At 63.5% G+C, this 22,179-nt stretch carries 21 protein-coding genes; 15 read left to right on the top strand and 6 right to left on the bottom strand.

The window, feature by feature from the left end:
- Positions 1-232: 232 nt before the first annotated feature.
- The 7 genes from WKB25_RS13410 (at position 233) to WKB25_RS13380 (ending at position 9,726) form a co-directional block, all read left to right on the top strand.
- Entirely contained in the window at positions 233-2,062 is a 1,830-nt protein-coding gene (locus WKB25_RS13410; RefSeq protein WP_340571180.1) for a monovalent cation:proton antiporter-2 (CPA2) family protein, read from the top strand.
- Positions 2,063-2,234: 172 nt separating this feature from the next.
- A complete protein-coding gene (gene folD, locus WKB25_RS13405) occupies positions 2,235-3,113 on the top strand; it encodes a bifunctional methylenetetrahydrofolate dehydrogenase/methenyltetrahydrofolate cyclohydrolase FolD (protein ID WP_099821271.1) in 879 nt (292 codons plus the stop codon).
- 376 nt (positions 3,114-3,489) lie between these two features.
- On the top strand, positions 3,490-4,947 hold the full coding sequence (gene guaB / locus WKB25_RS13400) for an IMP dehydrogenase (RefSeq protein ID WP_140227099.1): 1,458 nt from the start codon (positions 3,490-3,492) through the stop codon (positions 4,945-4,947).
- Positions 4,948-5,056: 109 nt separating this feature from the next.
- Positions 5,057-6,622 (top strand): glutamine-hydrolyzing GMP synthase, encoded by a 1,566-nt coding sequence (gene guaA / locus WKB25_RS13395; protein ID WP_012479957.1) that lies wholly within the window; start codon positions 5,057-5,059, stop codon positions 6,620-6,622.
- Positions 6,623-6,864: 242 nt separating this feature from the next.
- Positions 6,865-7,755 (top strand): sce7726 family protein, encoded by an 891-nt coding sequence (locus tag WKB25_RS13390; RefSeq protein ID WP_340571179.1) that lies wholly within the window; start codon positions 6,865-6,867, stop codon positions 7,753-7,755.
- Positions 7,756-7,762: 7 nt separating this feature from the next.
- Entirely contained in the window at positions 7,763-8,698 is a 936-nt protein-coding gene (locus WKB25_RS13385; protein WP_340571178.1) for a sce7725 family protein, read from the top strand.
- A gap of 215 nt (positions 8,699-8,913) precedes the next feature.
- Positions 8,914-9,726: an RES family NAD+ phosphorylase gene (locus WKB25_RS13380; RefSeq protein WP_340571177.1), complete on the top strand. Its 813-nt coding sequence runs from the start codon at positions 8,914-8,916 to the stop codon at positions 9,724-9,726.
- A 68-nt stretch (positions 9,727-9,794) separates the two neighbouring features.
- Here WKB25_RS13380 and WKB25_RS13375 read toward each other — a convergent pair whose 3' ends face one another.
- Together WKB25_RS13375 and WKB25_RS13370 are read right to left on the bottom strand one after the other, a co-directional pair.
- A complete protein-coding gene (locus tag WKB25_RS13375) occupies positions 9,795-10,151 on the bottom strand; it encodes a hypothetical protein (protein WP_340571176.1) in 357 nt (118 codons plus the stop codon).
- 555 nt (positions 10,152-10,706) lie between these two features.
- Positions 10,707-11,630: a LysR family transcriptional regulator gene (locus WKB25_RS13370; protein WP_340571175.1), complete on the bottom strand. Its 924-nt coding sequence runs from the start codon at positions 11,628-11,630 to the stop codon at positions 10,707-10,709.
- 96 nt (positions 11,631-11,726) lie between these two features.
- Here WKB25_RS13370 and WKB25_RS13365 point away from each other — a divergent pair, with 96 nt between their 5' ends.
- The 4 genes from WKB25_RS13365 to WKB25_RS13350 all read left to right on the top strand — a co-directional run bounded on the left by WKB25_RS13365 (position 11,727) and on the right by WKB25_RS13350 (position 14,836).
- Positions 11,727-12,566 carry a type 1 glutamine amidotransferase domain-containing protein gene (locus WKB25_RS13365; RefSeq protein WP_340571174.1) on the top strand — a complete coding sequence of 280 codons (840 nt, stop codon included), beginning with the start codon at positions 11,727-11,729 and terminating at the stop codon, positions 12,564-12,566.
- A gap of 98 nt (positions 12,567-12,664) precedes the next feature.
- Complete coding sequence (locus WKB25_RS13360; RefSeq protein ID WP_340571219.1) at positions 12,665-13,402, top strand: hypothetical protein; 738 nt, start codon at positions 12,665-12,667, stop codon at positions 13,400-13,402.
- 85 nt (positions 13,403-13,487) lie between these two features.
- Positions 13,488-13,967 (top strand): hypothetical protein, encoded by a 480-nt coding sequence (locus WKB25_RS13355; RefSeq protein WP_340571173.1) that lies wholly within the window; start codon positions 13,488-13,490, stop codon positions 13,965-13,967.
- A gap of 86 nt (positions 13,968-14,053) precedes the next feature.
- The gene (locus tag WKB25_RS13350; RefSeq protein WP_340571218.1) at positions 14,054-14,836 is read left to right on the top strand and encodes a 3-hydroxybutyrate dehydrogenase; all 783 of its coding nucleotides are present in this window, start codon (positions 14,054-14,056) and stop codon (positions 14,834-14,836) included.
- Between the two features lie 54 nt (positions 14,837-14,890).
- Here WKB25_RS13350 and WKB25_RS13345 read toward each other — a convergent pair whose 3' ends face one another.
- The 3 genes from WKB25_RS13345 to WKB25_RS13335 all read right to left on the bottom strand — a co-directional run bounded on the left by WKB25_RS13345 (position 14,891) and on the right by WKB25_RS13335 (position 16,277).
- Positions 14,891-15,331 (bottom strand): chemotaxis protein CheW, encoded by a 441-nt coding sequence (locus tag WKB25_RS13345; protein ID WP_340571172.1) that lies wholly within the window; start codon positions 15,329-15,331, stop codon positions 14,891-14,893.
- A 170-nt stretch (positions 15,332-15,501) separates the two neighbouring features.
- The gene (locus WKB25_RS13340; protein ID WP_033830924.1) at positions 15,502-15,960 is read right to left on the bottom strand and encodes an SRPBCC family protein; all 459 of its coding nucleotides are present in this window, start codon (positions 15,958-15,960) and stop codon (positions 15,502-15,504) included.
- A 2-nt stretch (positions 15,961-15,962) separates the two neighbouring features.
- Positions 15,963-16,277 carry a metalloregulator ArsR/SmtB family transcription factor gene (locus tag WKB25_RS13335; RefSeq protein ID WP_340571171.1) on the bottom strand — a complete coding sequence of 105 codons (315 nt, stop codon included), beginning with the start codon at positions 16,275-16,277 and terminating at the stop codon, positions 15,963-15,965.
- 142 nt (positions 16,278-16,419) lie between these two features.
- Here WKB25_RS13335 and WKB25_RS13330 point away from each other — a divergent pair, with 142 nt between their 5' ends.
- Complete coding sequence (locus tag WKB25_RS13330) at positions 16,420-17,007, top strand: TetR/AcrR family transcriptional regulator (protein WP_340571169.1); 588 nt, start codon at positions 16,420-16,422, stop codon at positions 17,005-17,007.
- Between the two features lie 90 nt (positions 17,008-17,097).
- Positions 17,098-17,595: a hypothetical protein gene (locus WKB25_RS13325; protein ID WP_340571168.1), complete on the top strand. Its 498-nt coding sequence runs from the start codon at positions 17,098-17,100 to the stop codon at positions 17,593-17,595.
- A gap of 28 nt (positions 17,596-17,623) precedes the next feature.
- Here the strand turns inward: WKB25_RS13325 and ftrA are convergent, their stop codons facing one another.
- Complete coding sequence (gene ftrA, locus WKB25_RS13320; protein WP_100552342.1) at positions 17,624-18,625, bottom strand: transcriptional regulator FtrA; 1,002 nt, start codon at positions 18,623-18,625, stop codon at positions 17,624-17,626.
- 341 nt (positions 18,626-18,966) lie between these two features.
- Between ftrA and WKB25_RS13315 the strand changes: the two genes are divergently transcribed.
- Entirely contained in the window at positions 18,967-21,543 is a 2,577-nt protein-coding gene (locus WKB25_RS13315; RefSeq protein ID WP_340571167.1) for a TonB-dependent receptor, read from the top strand.
- 52 nt (positions 21,544-21,595) lie between these two features.
- Positions 21,596-22,177 (top strand): FMN reductase, encoded by a 582-nt coding sequence (gene msuE / locus WKB25_RS13310; protein WP_340571166.1) that lies wholly within the window; start codon positions 21,596-21,598, stop codon positions 22,175-22,177.
- Positions 22,178-22,179 lie beyond the last annotated feature (2 nt).

Below are 22,179 nucleotides of genomic sequence, written 5' to 3'. Positions count from 1 at the left end.
GCTGAGGCCAGAATCAGCCGAGCATGGGCTCGGCTCTACAGGTCATGGCTTCGGGATTGTGCCAACCAAGGTTGGCACCTACCGAAGCGCGCGCATGGTTTCAGGATGATGTGCGGGGCCAATCCCGTGATCGTTCCATCTCCAAGACAATAAAACGCAACACACGTGCTATTGCCGTCATCGGTGTTGCTCTATCGTTGAGTCCGATTTCGATTTCCGGGGAACCCACCGCATGGCGGTAGAAGCAGCGACCAGCGAGCTGGTCAAGGTCGTCGCCCTGTTGGGCGCAGCGGTGGTGATGGTGCCGCTGTTCCGTCGGCTCGGCCTGGGCTCGGTGCTGGGCTACTTCGCCGCCGGCCTGGCGATCGGCCCGTTCGGGCTGGGCTGGTTCTCCGACCCGCAGGCGATCCTGCATACCGCCGAACTCGGCGTGGTCATGTTCCTGTTCGTCATCGGCCTGGAAATGCGGCCCTCGCACCTGTGGAGCCTGCGCAAGGAGATCTTCGGGCTGGGCACGCTGCAGATTGTCACCTGCGCGCTGGTGCTGACCAGCATCGCCAAGCTGTTCGGGCTGCCGTGGCAGATCGCTTTCATCGGCGCCACCGGGTTCGTGCTGACCTCCACCGCAGTGGTGATGCAGCTGCTGGCCGAGCGCGGCGATATCGCGCTGCCGTCGGGGCAGAAGATCGTCTCGATCCTGTTGTTCGAAGACCTGCTGATCGTGCCGTTGCTGGCGCTGGTCGCGTGGATGGCACCGGCTGCCGGCAGCGCCGATGGCGACGGCTCGCGCTGGATGTCGGTGGCGATCGGCGTGGGCGCCATCGTCGGCCTGGTGCTGGTCGGCCGCTTCCTGCTCAATCCGCTGTTCCGCGTGCTGGCCGAATCGAAGGCGCGCGAAGTGATGACCGCCGCCGCACTGCTGGTGGTGCTGGGTGCGGCGCTGCTGATGCAGCTGTCCGGCCTGTCGATGGCGATGGGTGCGTTCCTGGCGGGCGTGCTGCTGAGCGAATCGACCTTCCGCCACCAGATCGAGGCGGACATCGAACCGTTCCGCGGCATCCTGCTGGGGCTGTTCTTCCTCAGCGTGGGCATGGCGCTGGACCTGGGCGTGGTGGCCGGCAACTGGCCGATGATCCTGGGCCTGGTGGTGGCGCTGATGGCGGCCAAGGCGCTGTGCATCTACGTGGTGGCGCGACTGATGGGCAGCGACCATGCGCAGGCGCTGGACCGTGGTGTGTTGATGGCGCAGGGCGGTGAGTTCGCCTTCGTGCTGTTCTCCGCCGCGGCCAGCGCCGGGGTGATCAGCCTGGACATCAATGCCAACTTCACCGCCGTGGTGGTGCTGTCGATGGCGCTGACGCCGCTGGTGGTGCTGGTCTACAAGCGCGTGGCGCCGACGCCGACCGTCAGCCTGGACGGCGTGGACACCGCCGATGGCCTGTCCGGCAGCGTGCTGCTGATCGGCTTCGGCCGCTTCGGCCAGGTGGCCAGCCAGTCGCTGCTGGCCCGCGACGTGGACGTGACCATCATCGACAACGATGTGGAGATGATCCACAACGCCGAGCGCTTCGGTTTCAAGATCTATTACGGCGACGGTACCCGCCTGGACGTACTGCATGCCTCCGGCGCGGGCAGTGCGCGGGCGGTCGCGGTGTGCGTGAACAATGCCGAGGACGCCGACCGCATCGTCGAACTGGTGGCCCACCAGTTCCCGCAGGCCAAGCTGCTGGTGCGCTCGTTCGACCGCGAGCATTCGCTGCGGCTGATCCATGCCGGCGTGGATTTCCAGATTCGCGAAACCTTCGAGTCGGCGCTGCTGTTCGGGCAGGCCGCGCTGGTGGAACTGGGTGCGGAGGAAGACGACGCGCGCGAGATCGCCGAGCAGATCCGCGAACGCGACGCCGAGCGTTTTGAACTGGAAATGGCCGGCGGCAACCTGCGCGCCGGTGCACACATGGTGTTTGGCAGCGCGCTGCCGGGTGTGCCGACGCCGACGCCGTTCACCGCGCCCAAGCGCAAGGCGCGCACGCTCAATGCGGATGAGGTGCCGGAAGAAGAGTAGAGCCGAGCCCACGCTCGGCTGCGCTTCAGCCGGGTCGCGCTGGACCCGCGCTGCGCGCGCGAGCCGAGCGTAGGCTCGGCTCTACAGGAGTGGGCGGATCGGCGCCGTGCCGGTGGGCGAGGGGCCGTGAATCGGGGACAATAGCGTCCCCGCCGCCCCACGCCTGCCCCCGATGACCGACTCCGCCTCCCAGCTTCCTGCCCGCATCCTCGATGGCCGCCGTATCGCCGAGGACCTGCTCGACAGCCTGAAGGTGCGGGTCGACGCCCGTGTCGCCGCTGGTGGCAGCCGCCCCGGCCTGGCCGTGGTGCTGGTGGGGGGCGACCCGGCCTCGACCGTGTACGTGCGCAACAAGCGCCGCGCCGCCGAGAAGGTCGGAATCGAGGCCTACGACTACGATCTGCCGGCCGGCACCACCGAGGCCGAGCTGCTCGACCTGATCGACCAGCTCAACGCCGACCCGAAGATCAATGGCATCCTGATCCAGCTGCCGCTGCCGGGCATCCCCGATGCGCGCCGGCTGATCCAGCGCATCGACCCGCGCAAGGACGTGGACGGCTTCCACCCGGAAAACGTCGGCCACCTGGCCCTGCGTGAGTTCGGCCTGCGCCCGTGCACCCCGCGCGGCATCACCACGCTGCTGGGCCACACCGACCAGCCGGTGCGCGGCCGCAACGCCACCATCGTCGGCGTCAGCAACCACGTTGGCCGGCCGATGGGCCTGGAGCTGCTGATTGCCGGCTGCACCGTGACCAGCTGCCACAAGTTCACCCCCAAGGACGTGCTGGAACAGGCCGTGCGCAACGCCGACATCCTGGTGGTGGCGGTGGGCCGCCCGGGCATCGTGCCGGGCGAGTGGGTGAAGCCGGGTGCAGTGGTGATCGACGTCGGCATCAACCGGTTGGACGACGGCCGGTTGGTGGGCGATGTCGGGTTCGAGGCTGCAGCGCAGCGGGCGAGCTGGATCACCCCGGTGCCGGGTGGCGTGGGCCCGATGACCGTGGCCACGTTGATGCAGAACACCTTGGAAGCGGCGGAAGCCGGGGTCTGACCTGCTGTTGGTGGGTGCCAACCTTGGTTGGCACGCATCTGGTGGGGCTGTTGCTCCAGCTGGGATCCGGATACAGGACGGCTCGTGCCAACCAAGGTTGGCACCCACCAAAGGCGGTTGCCGGGCGGTTTTGATCCCCGCATGACCCGCTCTTGGTAGGTGCCAACCTTGGTTGGCACACATCTGACGGGGCCGTTGCCCCAGCTGGGGTCCGGATGCCGGACGGTTCGTGCCAACCAAGGTTGGCACCTACCAAGGGCGGTGCGCCCGCGCGACACTGTGTCGCAGCATTGCCTGTTTCCGGCTACCAAAATTACTGTTCTTGGCCGCCAAAACAGGGTAAAATGTCGCGCTTCCCCACATCTCGGGTATGCCGATGCTGCGCATCCAGGCTGAAGCTCTCACCTACGACGACGTCTCGCTCGTCCCCGCTCATTCGACCATCCTGCCCAAGGACGTCAACCTCGAAACGCGGTTGACGCGCGACCTGAAGCTCAAGCTTCCGATCCTGTCCGCAGCCATGGACACCGTCACCGAAGCGCGCCTGGCCATCGCCATGGCACAGCTGGGCGGCATGGGCATCATCCACAAGAACCTGAGCGTGGAGCAGCAGGCCGCTGAAGTGGCCAAGGTCAAGAAGTTCGAGGCCGGTGTCATCCGCGACCCGATCACCGTCGGCCCGGAAACCACCATCCGCGACGTGCTGGCCCTGACCCAGGCGCACAACATCTCCGGCGTGCCGGTGGTGGGCAGCGACGGCCTGCTGGCCGGCATCGTGACCCATCGCGACATGCGCTTCGAGACCGAGCTGGACGACCCGGTCCGCCACATCATGACCAAGAAGGATCGCCTGATCACGGTCAAGGAAGGCGCCGCGTCTGATGAAGTGCTGCAGCTGCTGCACCGCAACCGCATCGAAAAGGTGCTGGTGGTCAATGACGAGTTCGCCCTGCGTGGCCTGATCACCGTCAAGGACATCCAGAAGAACACCGACTTCCCGAACGCTGCCAAGGACATCGCCACCCGCCTGCTGGTCGGCGCGGCCGTCGGCGTCGGCGGCGATACCGATCGCCGCGTGGAAGCGCTGGTCGCTGCCGGCGTGGACGTGATCGTGGTCGATACCGCGCACGGCCATTCGCAGGGCGTGCTGGACCGCGTCAGCTGGGTCAAGAAGAACTTCCCGAACGTGCAGGTCATCGGCGGCAACATCTGCACCGGTGAAGCCGCGCTGGCGCTGCTGGACAGCGGCGCGGACGCAGTGAAGGTGGGCATCGGCCCGGGCTCGATCTGCACCACCCGCGTGGTGGCAGGCGTGGGCGTGCCGCAGATCACCGCGATCGACCTGGTGGCCGAAGCGCTGCAGGACCGCATCCCGCTGATCGCCGACGGTGGCATCCGCTACTCCGGCGACATCGGCAAGGCGCTGGCCGCTGGTGCCTCCACCATCATGATTGGTGGCCTGCTGGCCGGTACCGAGGAATCGCCGGGCGAAACCGAGCTGTTCCAGGGCCGTTCGTACAAGAGCTACCGCGGCATGGGCTCGCTGGCCGCGATGGAGAAGGGGTCCAAGGACCGCTACTTCCAGGACGCCGCCACCGCCGACAAGCTGGTGCCGGAAGGCATTGAAGGCCGCGTGCCGTACCGCGGTCCGGTGGGCGGCATCATCCACCAGCTGATGGGCGGACTGCGCGCCACCATGGGCTACGTGGGCTGCGCCACCGTCGAGGACATGCGCAGCAAGCCCAAGTTCGTGAAGATCAGCGGCGCCGGCCAGCGCGAGAGCCACGTCCACGACGTGACGATCACCAAAGAGCCGCCGAACTACCGCTCCTGATGCGGGACGAGCAAAGAGGAACGAGGAAGCTGATTCCCGTTCCTCTTTCTCCATCTGCCGCTGAAAAAATCTGACGTTTTCGTTTTCCCTACTGCATTGCCGGGGCGCCATGACCAACATCCATAACGACAAGATCCTCATCCTCGATTTCGGCGCGCAGTACACGCAGCTGATCGCCCGCCGCATCCGCGAGCTGGGCGTCTACTGCGAAATCTGGGCGTGGGACCACAACCCGGCCGAGATCGCCGGCTTCGGCGCCAAGGGCATCATCCTGTCCGGTGGCCCGGAATCGACCACGCTGCCGGGCGCGCCCGCCGCGCCGCAGGAAGTGTTCGACAGCGGCCTGCCGATCTTCGGCATCTGCTACGGCATGCAGACCCTGGCCGCGCAGCTGGGCGGTGCCACCGAAGCGGCTGACCAGCGCGAATTCGGCCACGCCGAAGTGAACGTGATCAACCCGGATGCGCTGTTCAAGGGCCTGAGCGACCACGGCGGCGAGCCGAAGTTGAATGTCTGGATGAGCCACGGCGACCACGTCTCCGTTGCACCGCCGGGCTTCACCATCACCGCCACCACCGACCGCATTCCGGTGGCCGCCATGGCCAACGAAGAAAAGCGCTGGTACGGCGTGCAGTTCCACCCGGAAGTGACCCACACCCTGCAGGGCCAGGCGCTGCTGCGCCGCTTCGTGGTGGACGTGTGCGGCTGCCAGACCCTGTGGACCGCCGCGAACATCATCGACGACCAGATCGCCCGTGTGCGCGAACAGGTGGGCGATGACGAAGTGATCCTGGGCCTGTCTGGCGGCGTCGATTCGTCCGTGGTGGCCGCGCTGCTGCACAAGGCCATCGGCGAGAAGCTGACCTGCGTGTTCGTGGATACCGGCCTGCTGCGCTGGCAGGAAGGCGACCAGGTGATGGCGATGTTCGCGGAGCACATGGGCGTGAAGGTGGTGCGCGTAAATGCCGCCGACCGTTACTTCGCCGCGCTGGAAGGCGTGAGCGACCCGGAAGCGAAGCGCAAGATCATCGGCAACCTGTTCGTTGAGATCTTCGACGAAGAATCGAACAAGCTGAAGAACGCCAAGTGGCTGGCGCAGGGCACCATCTACCCGGACGTGATCGAGTCGGCCGGCAGCAAGACCGGCAAGGCGCATGTGATCAAGAGCCACCACAACGTGGGCGGCCTGCCGGAGCACATGAAGCTGGGCCTGGTGGAGCCGCTGCGCGAGCTGTTCAAGGACGAAGTGCGCCGCTTGGGCGTTGAGCTGGGCCTGCCGCGCACCATGGTCTACCGCCACCCGTTCCCGGGCCCGGGTCTGGGCGTGCGTATTCTGGGCGAAGTGAAGCGCGAATACGCCGAACTGCTGGCCAAGGCCGATGCCATCTTCATTGATGAGCTGCGCAAGGCGGATCTGTACGACAAGACCAGCCAGGCGTTTGCCGTGTTCCTGCCGGTGAAGTCGGTGGGCGTGGTGGGTGATGCGCGGGCTTATGAGTGGGTGATCGCGCTGCGGGCCGTGGAGACGATTGATTTCATGACGGCGCATTGGGCGCATCTGCCGTATGAGTTCCTGGGGACGGTGAGCAACCGGATCATCAATGAGTTGCGGGGGGTGTCGCGGGTGGTTTATGACATCTCGGGGAAACCGCCGGCTACTATTGAGTGGGAGTGAGTTGACAGTCGTCGATGACGTTCTTCGATGATTCGAGTTGCTTTTGAAAAGCCCGCAGTAGTGCGGGCTTTTCTACGAATACGAGGCATGACTGCAAGATGGTAAGAGTGGTCATGGCGCCGCTCTGGATCTAGACATTACTGATTTGCAAGAGAAGAAAGAGTTGCTCGTTGCTGTTTGGGGGAGTTTGTGTTAATTGATGGCGCGAGATTGAGTATTGCTATGTACGAACTGGGTGTTAGATGAGTAGTTATAGCGCCGGACAGATCGCAGCTTTGACTCGGCTATTTTCTGCATCCGTGTTTCGCGAGATGGCGAAATATGGACGGTCAACTTTGTTCTCTCGCTTGGCGTTGCAGGCTGATGTTTGGGGCGAGCTTGATGTTCTGGCGACAGTTGGAGATGCCTTCGATTCGGCATTTGGAGTGCTTCGTGTTGCTGGTCGGCGAGATGAATATGTCTATCGCGCCGCTGTGATCCGCAAAGTGCTAATGGGAACTCATTCGCTTCGCACTGCTTCGATGCTGAGCGAGTTTAGAGTGGGGGGGAGCAAGGCGGATCTGGTTATACTGAACGGAACTTCTACCGCATATGAGATCAAATCAGAGCGTGATTCACTTTCTCGGCTTGCATCTCAAGTTGAGAATTATAAGCGCCTGTTTGCGAAGGTGAATGTAATAGCTGGTGAGTCTCATGTCGATCGCGTTTTGGCAATCGTGCCAGAGGATGTTGGTGTCATGTGCCTTTCCAGGCGATATCGCATTTCTACGGTGCGCGAGGTTGTCGAGTGCCCTGAACGTATTTGTCCTGCCACCGTCTTCGAGTCACTTAGAATTGCAGAGAGTTCAGAAATACTGCGTTCGATGGGGGGGGATGTGCCAAAGGTCCCGAATACTCAACGGCATGCGCTGATGCGCGAACTATTTGAGACACTTGATCCAGTTCTACTCCATCGGGAGATGGTTAGAACTCTCAAGCGTACACGCAATCTGGCCCCCCTTTCTGAGCTTCTTCAAGGGTTGCCAGAATCGCTTCATGCTGCTGCACTTTCCATTAGTGTTCGTCACGGCGATCATGAGAGGCTTGTAAAGGCAATTAGGACGCCGCTGAAAACTGCAATGAACTGGGGGTAATTTGCAAATGTATCATCCTTATTTTCGCGGAAAGCAATTCGAGTTGATCACTATTCGAGAGTTGGCCCCACTTCTGGCTAATTCTGGATTTGTGCCAATTGTTGAGCCGGTGCGAGAAGGCTTGAATGGACTCAGACGAGCTCTTGAGGCAGTGTGTAGTGCGGGGGGGAGGATCATTGTAGTTGTGAATCCGAACTATGGTGATCACAAGGTCGATGGTGCAAGTATCAGCGAATTCCTAAGTGATGAGTATGGCGAGAGTGAGAATGTTTTGGCTGGCATATTGCTGAGCAGTGATATGACTGTCGAAGATGTTGTCGAGTGCTATGCGGCGCACGAAGCACACAATCCAGTTCTAGTGCACGCCGGCTTTACCATTCCCAAAGCGTTGGCTGCCAAGATGGCAGATCGTCTGGAAAATTTGTCGCATGTCTTCTTGGAGGATCATGCGAAGACCTTGTACAGAAGGCACTTCGAGTCTGGCAATGGGATTCTCATTCGAGATGGTTTTCGGAAGGTTCGCAATGCGGATTATCCAGATGTTGAGGAATTCTCAGATCTGCATGTGACCTTCGATCAGTTGGGAATGGATGGGTTCGGTGACTTCCTTGTTGTTGGCGATGTTTACAGTGAGGGAGGTGGGCCTGCGTACGCTGTTGCTATCCATTTAACTTTTATTGACCCCGATAATGATGATGTTATGTACATCCATCATTTTGTGTCCGATACGAAGGATACTCCTGCGGATCCTGCAGGAAAATTTGCACAGGCACTAAGAAAGCTAATCGAAAAACTTGATAGTGGGACGTCTCACATACTGGATACGAGTGCTGTTAGGGAGTTTCGAGTTCTACATGAGAAGGGTCACTTCCCCGGTCTTGGCTATATAAAGAAGCTCTCCATGAAGCATCATGTTGAAACTCTTGCTCACTACTTGGGTTGATCGACATGCCTCAGCGTTTTTGTTGTCCAGAGTGCTTTGATGATCAAGGGCTGCGGCTGCAGATCTTCCCTTCGCTAGAGCCTAGTAGAGGCGATTGCGACTTTTGCGGCACTGTTGACGTGCAGCTTCTGGAGCCTAAGAAGCTCATAAATTATTTTGAGCTATTGCTTAACGTTTATGAGCCTGCGGACGACGGTAGGCCTCTGGTTGACTGGATGAAGGAAGACTGGAAGCTCTTTACGCACGTACATATGGACTCAGCACATGCAAAGGAACTTTTAGCGGAAATTCTGGATGATGGGGAGTTGGTTAGGCAGTCCTTTGCGCCTTCGTCAACATATAACAGTCAAGGATTGGCACAATGGGATAAGTTACGAGACGAGATGATGTACGCCAATCGGTGGTTCCTGGATGTGGCCATCGATCTTGACAGACTTGGTCAGCTGCTCGACATGCTTCTGGCCCCAGCGCTGCCTGCCGTGTGGTATCGGGCCCGTATCAGGACGGAAGATGTGGACTTCCCTATCGACCAAATGGGCGCTCCGCCCAAGCGACGTTCATCACATGGGCGTGCGAATCCAGCAGGCATCCCATATCTCTATCTTGGATCTTTGCCGGAGACGGCGGCCGCCGAAATCCGTCCGCACACTGGCGAGGTCGCTTGTGTAGCCGAGTTCACAATTCCCGATATAAAGGCGGTAGATCTTCGTGATCCACGAAAACTGGTCTCTCCTTTCATTCTGACTGATTCAAGCGAGATCGGTCAGCTACGTGCAGATCTCCCTTTTTTGGAGAGGCTAGGGGAGGAGTTGACTCGTCCGGTTCAGCCAGCTGGAGCCGCAATTGATTACATCCCGAGCCAGTACCTCTGTGAGTACATCAAGACACGAGGGTTTGACGGGGTTATTTACCGGAGTTCAGTCAGTGACGGAATCAATTTGGCGCTCTTTAACCCTTGCGCCGCGACGGGCGGCGCAGTAGCCGCTTACCAGATATCGAAGGTATCAGTCGCAGTGGCAAAGACCTAAGGACTTGCGGAGAGCGTGAGTGGCTGTTTCGTGCCTCACTAGATGGATTGGAGTTGACTTGCTCGACTTTACTCTGGCCTAACCTCGCGACAAGCCAACTCAACCAACCCGCGGCAAGCCAGAAACAGCCCATCAACAACCCCCTCATCCAAATGCCGCTCTGGCTCCGCTGCCACCCGGCAGCGGTCGGCCGAATGCAGCACCTCCAGCACTGTCAGCAGTCCCACCAACGCGCGCTCGGTTCTTGCCAGGCTCACTCGGCGGCCGGGTGACACATCGTTCTCCGGCCAGGGCATGCCATCAGCTCCCTCGCAGCCGCGCATGCGCTTGAGTATGCCCAAGAAGGTGCTCAGGTCCGGCAGTGGGGTGTCGTCGTTGATGGGCTCAACAGCGGCGTACGAAGCGAAGGTGTCGGAATCGTTCATGGCGTCGGTTTCCTTGGCTGTGCTTAACAGCGCCACCGCGTAAGCGGGGTGGCGGACGATGCGTGGCTGCAAACCGGGATGAGCAAGCACATAGACCGGCGGGCCCGAAGGCCCCCACGCACCGCCCGCCATATAGGCCGACGGATTGCCCGCCGGCACCGGTTAAGGACGGTGCCGACGGGCAAGCGTAAACAACATGTGCTTTTCTCATCGCGGGTTTGCAGACCCGTTGCCACCCGTTGTCGGTGGCGCGCCATGGTGTTTACGCTGAGGCTTCGAATGCAAATTGAAGTTCGCGAAGAAATCGCGGAGTTCGAGAGCGAATATCTATTGTTGCATGCACCCTTCGTGCAGCACGCGACGTCACAAGACGCATTCGTGCAGATGCTCTGCTGATTGCGAATCAAAGTGGCGTAATCGCCCATGCCCCAAGCGAATAGTGCGATGGCCTTCTTTGCAACAGTTCTTAGTCCGCGTCGGCAGACAACGGCGCCCGATCAGCCGCACACCCCGAAAAGCGGTTAAAACACGACACCGCCAGCGAGCGTCGCAGCCTCAATCAGCACCATCCCCAACCACAGCCGCATTCCCCACCAGCAACTCAATCATCGCCCGCGCCGCCGCTGACTGCCGCCGATGTGGCGCATAGATCACCGAGAACGGCCGCGACCGCCCCCGCAGCTGCGGCAGCACTGCCACCAGTTCCCCACGCAGCAACCGCTCGCGCACGATGAACTCATAGCTCTGGCAGATACCAATGCCCTGTTCGGCCAGCGACACCACGCCCAGCACATCGTCGGAGGTCTCGATGGACGAACGCGGCAGCCAGTCCACATCTCGCCCGCCGTCTCGGAAGATCCACGGCGCCAGCCGCCCGGTGCGCGGCATCACGAAGGGCAGGCAAAGGTGCTGCTGCAGGTCGTCCAGCGTCTGCGGCGTGCCGCGGCGTTGCAGGTAGTCCGGCGCGGCCACCAGCAGCAGCGGCGCGTCTTCCAGCTTTCGCGCCACCAGCCCGCTGTCCGGCAGCTGCCCCAGGCGGATGGCCAGGTCGAAGCCTTCGGCCACCAGGTCCACGTTGCGGTTGGTGATGTTCAGTTCTACCTGCACCTGTGGGTACTGCTGCGCAAAGCGCGCCAGCACGGGCGGCAGCCGGTAGTGGCCATAGGTGGTGGGCACGCTCAGGCGCACGCGACCGGCCAGCGCACCGTCCTGAGCCAGTACGTCGCGCTCGGCGTCGTCCAGCAGGCCGAAGGCGGTGCGCACCTGTTCCCGGTAGAGCCGCCCGGCGTCGGTCAGGCCCACGCGGCGGGTGGTCCGTTGGAGCAGCTGCCGGCCCAGCCGCGCTTCCAGGCGGGCGACCGCGCGGCTCAGCACCGAGGGCGTGGTGGACAGCGCCACCGCGCCGGCCGTGAACGAGCCGTGCTCGACCACCGCAAGGAACACCTCCACATCGCCCAGGTAGTCGAACTTGCGGCTCATTTGGCTCTCCGGGGAACAGATGTTTTGCGATGGGGCCAATTTATCGCCGCTGGGGCGATGAATAAAGTGGCGGCCATTCCCCGATAGGAGCTCCCCATGAACCTGATGACCCGACTGGCCGCAGCGCTAGCCCTGACCCTGGCCGCCAGCGGCGCGCATGCCGCCAACGTGCTGGTGGTGCTGTCCGACGAGAACCACCTGGACCTGAAGGACGGCAAGGTGCTGTCCACCGGCTTCTATCTCAACGAGCTGATGCAGCCGGTCAAGCTGCTGCTGGACGCGGGCCACGAGGTGACCTTCGCCACGCCGCAGGGGCGGGCGCCGACGGTGGATGCGTCCTCGGTGACGCCGGCGTACTTCGGCAACGACGCCGCGCAGCTGACGCTGCACAAGGACCTGCTGGAGAAGCTGGCGCTGACCTCGCCGATCGCCTCGCCGGTGGTCAGCCTGGCGCGCGTCGAGCAGCAGGGCTACGCGCGTTTCGATGCGGTCTACATTCCCGGTGGCCACGCGCCGATGCAGGACCTGCTGAAGAGCCCGGCGCTGGGCCGGCTGCTGGCCGACTTCCACCAGCGCAGCAAGACCACCGCGCTGGTTTGCCACGGGCCGATCGCGCTGCTGTCCACGCTGCCGGATGCGGGTGGTTTCGTGGCGACGCTGGACGCGGGTGCGATGCCGGCTGCGCCGAAATGGATCTACAGCGGTTACCAGATGACGGTGATCAGCAACCAGGAAGAAGAGCAGGCCAAGCCGCTGCTGGGCGGCGGTGAGATGAAGTTCTACCCGCAGACCGCGCTGCAGCGGGCGGGTGCGAAGTTCAGCAGCAACACCACGCCGTGGACGGGGCATGTGGTGGTGGATCGCGAACTGATTACCGGGCAGAACCCGGCTTCGGCGCTGGAGGTGGGGCAGCGGTTGGTGGAGCGGTTGAAGTAGGGCGGGCTCTTCATCGCATGCTGGGCCATGGCACCATGGTGGACTGGCTTCGACCTTATGGGCGAGGTCGGTTTTCCAGGGAAGCCAATCACTACGACATGCGAACGTCCGTCTTCTTCATTCTCTCTGCCCTGTGTCTGGTTTTGCTGTCTGGCTGTGCCAGTGGCCCGGACTACCACCATTCCAATCGCGAGATCACCGGCGCGTTCGTGGCCGACGACGGCAAGCTGTACCTGCTGCCGGTCTATGACGAGCCGATGCGCTTTGATGCGGCGCCGTTCCGTGATTACCGTGCCTTGATGGACAGCCCGCTGCGCGAGGCCGTGGTCTGCGCGCAGCTGTATTTCCGTGAGGACTGGCGCGTACCGGCCGACAGGACCAAGGTGCATGGCAGCTACGCGCTGCTGCTGCGACCAGAGCAGGTGACGCCGGAGCAGGCCGCGCAGTTCAAGCTGGAGCGGTTGGAGATCAGCCCGCGGGTGGCCAAGGCCATCGATGGGTTGACGCGCCGGCCGTACATCCTTGAAGCCCGCACCCGCTACGAACTGGCGGCCAACCCGGACTGCAATCTTTCCAGGCAGGGCGGCAGCTATTACAGCGCGCTGTTCGAGAGTGATGGCGAGCGGGTGACGTTGCCGGACGCTGCGGCGCTGGCCGCGAAGGCGAAGCTGGCGCAGCCGATTACCGCGCGGGCTGAGCGGATCCGGCCGGACGATACGGACAAGCCGGGGGTGGGGACGACGGCCGGGAAGGTGCTGGGTGCGGCGCTGGTGCCTGTGGCGGTTCCGGTGTTTGTGTTGAGCCTGCCGTTTTTGGGGTCGGATCATTGGAAGTGATGGGGCGTTGAGGCCAGAGCATCCACGCGTGGCGTGGATCTACTTGGGCGTCGCCAATGCCTGAAAGTTCATCGTGGAGATCTGTGTGGCAAGCACACTGGAAGCTGTGTTGAAAATCCTGGCCTTCGCTGTCCTCGCGGCACTTCCTCTGCTGACCATCTGGCTGATCCATCGGCGAGCGTCACTGAGAGCCCGTTCTGCGCTGGGATCAGGGCTGCGCTTGAATCCCCCTCGCCGGATTTCCGGCACGTCCATGACCTTGGTGATGGTGAATGGCAAAGAGGATCGGGAGCACTACTTCTTTGATACAGATACCTTCTATCTGCAGCGGGGCCCGGTGCCCACGGCGGTTCCGCTCTCGCAGATCACCTCAGTCACACGAACGTCCGATGTCATCTACGCGCGCTATATCTGGCAGGTATGCTTCAGCAGAGAAGCGGGCAGAAGGTGCGTAACGTTCACCAACAACCTGTCGCTGTTCAATCGCGACTTCCTGCTCTTCCTGGAGGCGGTGCGGAAGGCCAATCCGCTCGCGACCGTTGATCGAGCGAGCGTCATCTTCTAACCGTGGGCCGACATCGGCCGTTCCATTCAAAAGGGGGTTGGCCCGTGGAGCTACACTGGCGGCCTACGCCCGATGGAAGCTCGCCCATGTTCAACGGAAAGGTCGCGGTGGTCACCGGCTCTACCAGCGGTATCGGTCTTGGCATTGCCAGCGCGCTGGCGCGGCAGGGCGCCAACATCGTCCTGAATGGATTTGGCGATGCGGCGGAGATCGAACGCATCCGTTCCAGCCTGGAGGCCGAGTTCGGTGTGCGGGTGGCGCATGATGGCGCCGACCTTTCCCATGGTGAGGCGGTGCGGGGCATGATCACCCACGCTGTTGCGAAGATGGGGCGCATCGACATCCTGGTGAACAATGCGGGCATCCAGCACACCGCGTTGATCGAGGAGTTTCCTGTAGCGAAGTGGGATGCGATCCTCGCGCTGAATCTCTCGGCGGTCTTCCACTCAACGGCGGCGGCCTTGCCCTACATGAAGCAGCAGGGATCCGGTCGCATCATCAACATTGCATCGGTGCATGGGCTGGTTGGGTCGGTGAACAAGTCGGCCTATGTGGCGGCCAAGCATGGCGTGGTTGGGTTCACCAAGGTAACGGCGCTGGAGAACGCGGGCACTGGCATCACCGCCAACGCCATCTGCCCGGGGTGGGTGCGAACGGCGCTGGTCGAGCAACAGATCACCGCGTTGGCCGAGCGCGAGAGAACGGATCAGGAGTCCGCTGCTCGCGCGTTGCTGGCCGAGAAGCAGCCTTCGCTGCAGTTCGTGACGCCCGAGCAGCTGGGGGAGATGGTGGTGTTCCTGGCCTCGGATGCTGCGGCGCAGATCACCGGCACGGCGCTGCCGGTGGATGGGGGCTGGACAGCCCGCTAGCTGGCTGGCTGCTCGCCGGGCATGGCCCGGCGCTACCGTGTGCGGTGACCCGCGTTACCGAAGCCGTGCGGGATCAATCAGGGGAATCTCGCCGAGCGCGCCCAGCGTGACGTGATGGCTGCAAAACCCGAACGGGATATCCGAGGCGGGCCGCACCTTGTGGCGTGGCACGCTTTCGATGTCCCGCACCTCGTCCACGGCCAGAGCGAACGTCTCCGCGCCGGCCTGCATCAGCAGCATGGCTGGGCAGCCGTGGGCGAACGCGCTCAAGCCGATGGCCTGGCGCAGGTCGACCACCGGCAGGGCGTGGCCGCGCACGGTGAGGTGCGGACTCGTGCCACTGCCGAGGCGATCAAAGGTTTCCAGCCCGCGGATTTCAATTGCGGCTTCGACATCGATGGCAAACAGGTGGGTACCGGCCCGCACAACAACAACTTCAATGAAGGCCGGCGACGACGGGGCCGGTTCACCGGCCGAAGGGGAAGAGGGCTGCAAGAGGAACCTGTGGAAGGGTATTTAGACTGCGTCGCAATGATGCCGTGTTGACGTGACGTAACGCGTGCTTGACGGGTGAGCGGCCAGCACGCGTTGCATGCGTCGTTCAGCGGAATCAAGGTGCCTTCACGGTTCGGGTTGGGCCGGGGGTTGCCAGCCATGGGCTGGCACTACTGGGGTTTGGCGAAGACGTCCAGGCCCTTGCCAGTTTCCAGCAGCGACTTCAGGCTCGACAGCACGATCGGCCAGCCCTGGCGGATGCCGGTATCCATGCCGCTGCCCGGTTCCAGCTCGTCATGCGTCACCGTCAGCTTGACCATGTCCTCATACGGCACGATCTCGAACGTCACCCGGCTGTAGGCCTTCGGGTTGTCTGCCTGTGAAGCGGCCGCCCAGGTGATCACCAGCCGCGAGGGTGGGGTGTTTTCCACCACCTCGCCGACCAGTTCGACCTTGCGTTCGTCGTTGGCGCGCACGTGTTGCCAGCGCGAGCCGGGCTTCCAGTCCGAGACGTTTTCATGGCCCCAGTAGGTGCGGGCAATCTCCGGCCGGGTGATGGCCTCGAACACCTTCTGTGGCGTGGAGGCGATATAGATCACGTGGATGAAACGGGTGGATTCAGCGCTCATCGTCATTCTCCTTCCAGTTCCTGTTTGAGGTCATGCAGCAGGCTCAGGCGCTGCTGCTCGAACTTGCTTACCCAGCGCGTATAGACATCGTGCAGCGGCACCGGGTTGATGAAGTGCAGCTTCTCGCGGCCACGCCTGACGGTGCTGATCAGGTTGGCGTCTTCCAGCAGGCCCAGGTGCTGGGTGACCGATTGGCGGGCCATGTCCAAGTGCTCGCAGAGCTGGCTGAGGGTCTGGCCGTTGTCTTCGCAGAGCAGGTCCAGCAGCGTGCGGCGCGTGGGGTCGGCCAGTGCTTTGAACACCTTGTCTGCATCCATGGGGGCCTCCGGTTCCGGTTGTCGATCTTGATTGGGGGGCAGCATGACGGCGCGGATGTCCGTGGCCGCACAATAGGCAGGTAAGTGCCTGCATGTCAATTGGGCGCTTGACAGCGAATCAACCTACTAGTAGGTTGAATGCATGAGCGACGCACTTTCCCCCAAGGCCCTGGAGATCATCGCGCAGGCGCGGTCCCTGCTGGAGGCCGGTGGCTACAACGGTTTCAGTTATGCCGACGTGTCCGCGCGGGTGAACATCAGCAAGGCCAGCATCCACCACCATTTCCCCAGCAAGGCCGACCTGGTGCGCACGGTGGTGGAGCTGTACCGGGCGGAGGCACGCGAGGGCCTGGCGCTGCTGGATCGGCAGCTGGGCGACCCGTTGCAGGAACTCAACGCCTACGTGGACTACTGGTCGGCCTGCATTGCCGGTGGCACGGCGTCGTTCTGCATCTGCGCGATGCTGGCCGCCGAGATGCCGATGATTCCGCTGGAAGTTGCCGACGAAGTGCGCGGGCACTTCGAGGATCTGACCAGCTGGCTGACCGCGACGCTGGAGAAGGGCGTGGCCCGCGGCCAGCTGCGCCTGCAGGGCACGCCTGCCGACGAGGCCAAGGCCTTCATGGCGTCGGTACATGGCGCGATGCTGGCCGCGCGCGGTTTTGGTGATGCAGCGACGTTCGCGGCGCTGGCACGGTTGTCGATTGCCCGGGTGAGCGCGGCGGTCTGAGTGATTCCCGGAAGGCCTGCGCGCAGCCGGCCATCTTTTTGTCCATCGAATCTACCTACTAGTAGATTCATAACTCCAGCAGAGGTTGCCATGAGTCATCCGCTTTCTTCCTTGGGCGTCGTACACACCGCGATCAGCCTGATTCCCATCGTCGCCGGCATTTACGGATTCATCCGCTACCGCGCCATTGATCCCGCTACGCGCGCGGGCAAGCTTTATCTGCTGGGATTGGTGCTGTCGGTGGTGACGTCGTTCACCGTCTCCAGCACCGGGGGCCTCAATCCAGGCCATGCGTTTGGTGTGGTGATCCTGCTGATTGCCTTCGGGGGCGTGCTGGCGGCGCGGCTGCGGTTGCTTGGCCGGTTGGCGCCCTATCTGTCGACATTCGCGCTGTCCTTCAGCTTCCTGCTGTCGCTGGTGCCGGGCGTGAATGAAACGCTGACGCGGTTGCCGGTGGCGCACCCGATCGCGTCGGCGCCGTTGGCGCCGGTGATCCTGCAGACGCTGCTGGGGTGTGCCGTGGTGTTTGTGATCGGGTTTGCCGCGCAGTGCTGGCGGATCAACGCGCGCGGATCACGTCCGTCCTGAGGCCATGTGGCCAGCCATGCTGGGCTGTTCAACACCCCACCAGCCGGTCGGCGCTGATGCCACTGCGGTGCTGGTTGCGGTATTCGATGGGGCTGGCATCGACCATGCCGCGGAAGTGCCGGCGGAACGATTCCTGCGAGCCGAAGCCTGCCTGTTCGGCCACCCACTGCAGTGGCCGGTCGGTGGTTTCCAGCAGTTCGCGTGCGTAGGCCACGCGTTCGCGGATGAGCCAGTCGATCGGCGATAGGCCGGTGGCCTCGAGGAACTGCCGCTGCAGGGTGCGCTGGCTCAGCGCGGCCTGTTCGGCGAGGCTGCCCAGCGAATGCGGTTCGCGCAGATTGCGCCGCATCCATTCCATCAGTTTCGCCAGCCGCGTGGGCTCGCCCAGCGGGATCGCGCGGCTGACGCGCTGGCTGCGTTCGGCATCGCGCCACGGCGCCAGCACCAGTCGTTCGGCGACCAGGTTGGCTACGCGCGCGCCGTAATCCTTGCGCACCATGTGCAGCATCATGTCCATGCCGGTGGCCGACCCGGCCGAGGTGATGATGCTGCCGGCGTCCACGTACAGCACATCATCGCGTACGTGGATGCGTGGGAACTCGCGGGCCAGGGTTTCGGTGAGCCGCCAGTGGGTGGTGGCCTGGCGACCATCGAGCAAACCAGCCCAGGCGAGCACGAACGCACCGGAGCAGATGGACGTGATGCGGGCGCCACGCGCATGGGCGCGGGTGAGGGCATCGAGCAGCGCCTGCGGTGGGCGCTCGCTGGGTTCGCGCCAGCCGGGAATGACGATGATGTCGGCGTCGTCGACTGCGCTCAGATCGTAGGGCAGCTGTACCTGTGCGCTGCCGAGCATGCGCAGCGCACCGGGCTCGCCCGCGCAGAGCTGGGTGCGGTACCAGGCCACGCCCAGTTCGGGGCGGATGGGCGCGAACAGGCCGACCGCGCAGCCGAATTCGAACAGGCCCTGGCCGTGGCAGGCCACGATGGCGACGGTGGGCGCGTTCGGTTCGGCAGGCAGGGTGGGCATGGCTTGATGCTACCGATGCAGGCACGTGCCGCTGAGTGGCGCGCGGGCATGAGGTGATGCCTGCGGGGTATATGGAGCGGTCGCTCCCTTCTTGGTAGAGCCGAGCCCACGCTCGGCTCAATACCGGAAGGGGTGGATGCATTCTGACGCGGTCGCGAAGAGCAGACGAGCGTGGGCTCGGCTCTACAGACAGTAGTGCACCGGCGCGGCCGCCTAACCTCATTACCAGCGGTCATGTGGCTGGCGCGATGTGACGGTCACATGACGCGATATCCGCTGTTGCGGGTTGGGCGTGGGCCCTTGAATGGAGGCGTGTCTTCGGCCCACCCCCACGAGCCCCCATGCCTGCTGCCCACATTCCTGCGCTGTCCACGCTCTCCCTGCTGATTGCCGCCGCTCTTGCCGCTGCACCGGCGTATGCGGCTGAGGCCGATGCACCGTCGGCGACCACTGCCACTTCCGCCAACCTTGCCGCGTCCACGCTGGATGCGGTGGTGGTGACCGGCTCGCGTACCAGCACGCGCACGGTGAAGAACAGTTCGACACCGATCGACGTGATTTCCGCCGAGGACCTGGCGGCCACCGGCCAGGCCAATCTGCTGGAAGCCCTGCAGCGCAGCCTGCCATCGCTGAGCCAGATTGGTGGTTACCAGAGCGACCAGGAAAGCCTGATCCGCGGTTACCAGCTGCGCAACCTGTCGCCGGGTTACACGCTGGTGCTGGTGAACGGCAAGCGCCGCAACGCCAGTGCGTACGTCAGTGGTGCCAACGGCGGCGGCTATCCGGGCCACGCCTGGGCCGATCTGGCGCTGATTCCGGTATCGGCCATCGACCACGTAGAGGTGCTGCGTGATGGCGCATCGGCCATCTACGGTTCGGACGCGATCACCGGGGTGATCAACGTGATCCTGAAATCGCAGGCGCACGGTGGCGATGTGTCGGTGGAGAGCGGGCAGAGCACCGATGGTGACGGCAGCCGCACCAGCGTGCGCGCCAACATCGGCCTGCCCTGGGGCGAGGATGGCTTCATCAACCTGTCCGGGGAGAGCACGCGCCAGCACCATGCGATCCGCACGCGGCGCTACATCGATGGCTACCTGAGCTATCCGGCGGTGGACGGCAGCGGCAACCTGGTGGCGCTGCGACCGAACAACCGGCTGCCGGCCGGGGCGTCGCCGAACCCGGCCGAGGCCGGACGCGATGCCGAGGCCAACATCATCCTCAGCTCGCCGTCGTATGCGTTGAAGGCCTTCGCGGTGAACGTGGGCCATGGGCTGGGCGAGAACGCGCAGTTCTACGCCAATGCCACCGCCAGCGACCGTACCGCGCAGGCGATCCAGAATTTCCGGCTGCCGGCGACGATCTTCACCACCTACAGGGCGCCGGGCGTGCTGAGCGTGTTTCCCGACGGCTTCCTGCCGGTGCTGGAAACCAAGGAGAAGCAGTACACCGGCACGGCCGGGGTGAAGGGCCAGGTTGCGGGCTGGGATTACGACGTCAGCCTGACCGGCAACCGCAACACGGTGCGGACCTACACCCGCAATTCGGTGAACTATTCGCTGCCGTACCCCGGCTCGCCGACCGACTTCTACGACGGCAAGCTGGACTACCAGCAGGGCATCGCCAACCTCGATCTTCGTCGCGGCTTCGAGGTGGCGGCCTTCGCATCGCCGCTGGAAGTAAGCGCCGGTGCCGAGTACCAGCATGAGCAGTACGAACGTGGGGCAGGGCAGTGGGAGTCGTACACCGGCTTCGGTGCGGCCGCCTTCGTGGGCTATTCCACCGCCGATGCGGTGAAGGCCACCCGCAACAGCAAGGCGGTATACGCCGGTGCAGCGACCAACATCACTTCGCGCTGGTACCTGGATGCGGCCGCGCGCTGGGAAGACCATTCCGACTTCGGCACGGTGTCCACCGGTCGGTTGACCACGCGCTTCGACTTCACCGATGCGCTGGGCGTGCGGGCCACGGTCAGCAACGGCTTCCACGCGCCGAGCCTGGGGGCGCAGTTCTACCAGGCCACCGGCAGCTGCCCGTGCGGTACCACGCTGGTGGCGCAGGTCGCTTCGCCGGCAGCGGTGGCACTGGGCGCTACGCCGCTGAAGCCGGAGAAGGCCACCAACTACAGCCTCGGCGTGACCTGGGACCCGAGCCCGGCCTTCCATCTGGCGGTGGATGCGTACCAGATCGACATCCGTGGCCAGCTGGGCCAGTCCAGCCAGATCGGCTACAACGCGCAGGACCCGGCGCGGGTGACCGACAATAGTGGCACCGTGCTGACCGCCGCGCAGAAGAACACCATCGATGCGCTGCTGGGAACGGCCGGCATCAGCATCCTGCCCGGTGATGCGTTCTACGCCAGCTATTTCACCAACGTGGGCGACACCCGCACGCGTGGTGTGGAGCTGACTCTGGAAGCGAACCAGGAAACGCAGTGGGGCAAGCTGCGCTGGAGCTACGCGGCCAACGTGGGCCGCACCACCATCCAGAAGGTGAGCGCGATTCCGCAGGCCTTGCAGGGGCTGCCGAACATCAACCTGCTGACCAGGTCGAGTGAGTACGCGCTGCGCTTCCGCACGCCGTCGTACACGCAGGTGGCGGGGCTGGGCTGGCAGAACGGGCGCTGGCGCTCGAACGTGGACTTCACCTACTACGGCCCGATCAAGCGCCTGAACAACGGCGTGGAGTACAAGCAGCCGCCGGTGCTGGTGACCAACCTGTCCGGTGGGGTGGAGCTGGGCGCGGGCTGGAGCGCGGCACTGGGCATCAATAACGTGTTCGACAAGCGCACCCGCAAGGTGCCCGCGTACGCACGCAGCGCCACCGACGTGGCCAGCATCGAGACCACCTGGGACAGCGGCGATGTGCTGAGCAACGTCGGGACGTTCTGGTACGGGCGCGTCAATTACCGGTTCTGAGGTTCATGCAACACGCAGCCGAGCGTGGCTCGGCGCTACAAGGGAGCGTTTCATGTCATCTGCATTGAATGTGGTTGCGTTGATTGGTTCGCCGACGGCATCGGCCAACTCACGCACGTTGCTGCTGGTGCGGCATCTGCTGGAAGCGCTGCGTGAGCGGGTCAACATCAACGTGGAGCTGGTCGAGCTGGCGCCGATCGCGCGCTCGCTGGGGCAGGCGCTGCAGCGTAGTGAAGTGGAGCCGCAGGTGGAGCGCGCGCTGGCCACGATTGAATCGGCGCAGCTGCTGGTGGCGGCCACGCCGGTGTATCGCGGGTCCTATCCGGGCCTGTTCAAGCACCTGATCGACTTCATCGAGCTGGACGCGCTGGTGGATACGCCGGTGCTGCTGGCCGCGACCGGTGGCAGCGAGCGCCACGCGCTGGTGATCGACCATCAGCTGCGGCCGCTTTTCAGCTTCCTGCAGGCGCATACGTTGCCGATCGGGGTGTATGCCACGCCGGCCGACTTCGACGGTGACCGCATCAACAGCGCTGCACTGCAGGCGCGCATCCAACTGGCGGCCGAGCGTGCGGCGGGACACGTGGCACCCTTGGCGGCGGCGCTGCCGGCGCCGCTGCGCAGGATCGCCTAGGA

The organism is Stenotrophomonas sp. G106K1, from assembly GCF_037969685.1.
Classification (GTDB): domain Bacteria; phylum Pseudomonadota; class Gammaproteobacteria; order Xanthomonadales; family Xanthomonadaceae; genus Stenotrophomonas; species Stenotrophomonas lactitubi.
This window is presented reverse-complemented; position numbering and strand designations above follow the sequence as displayed.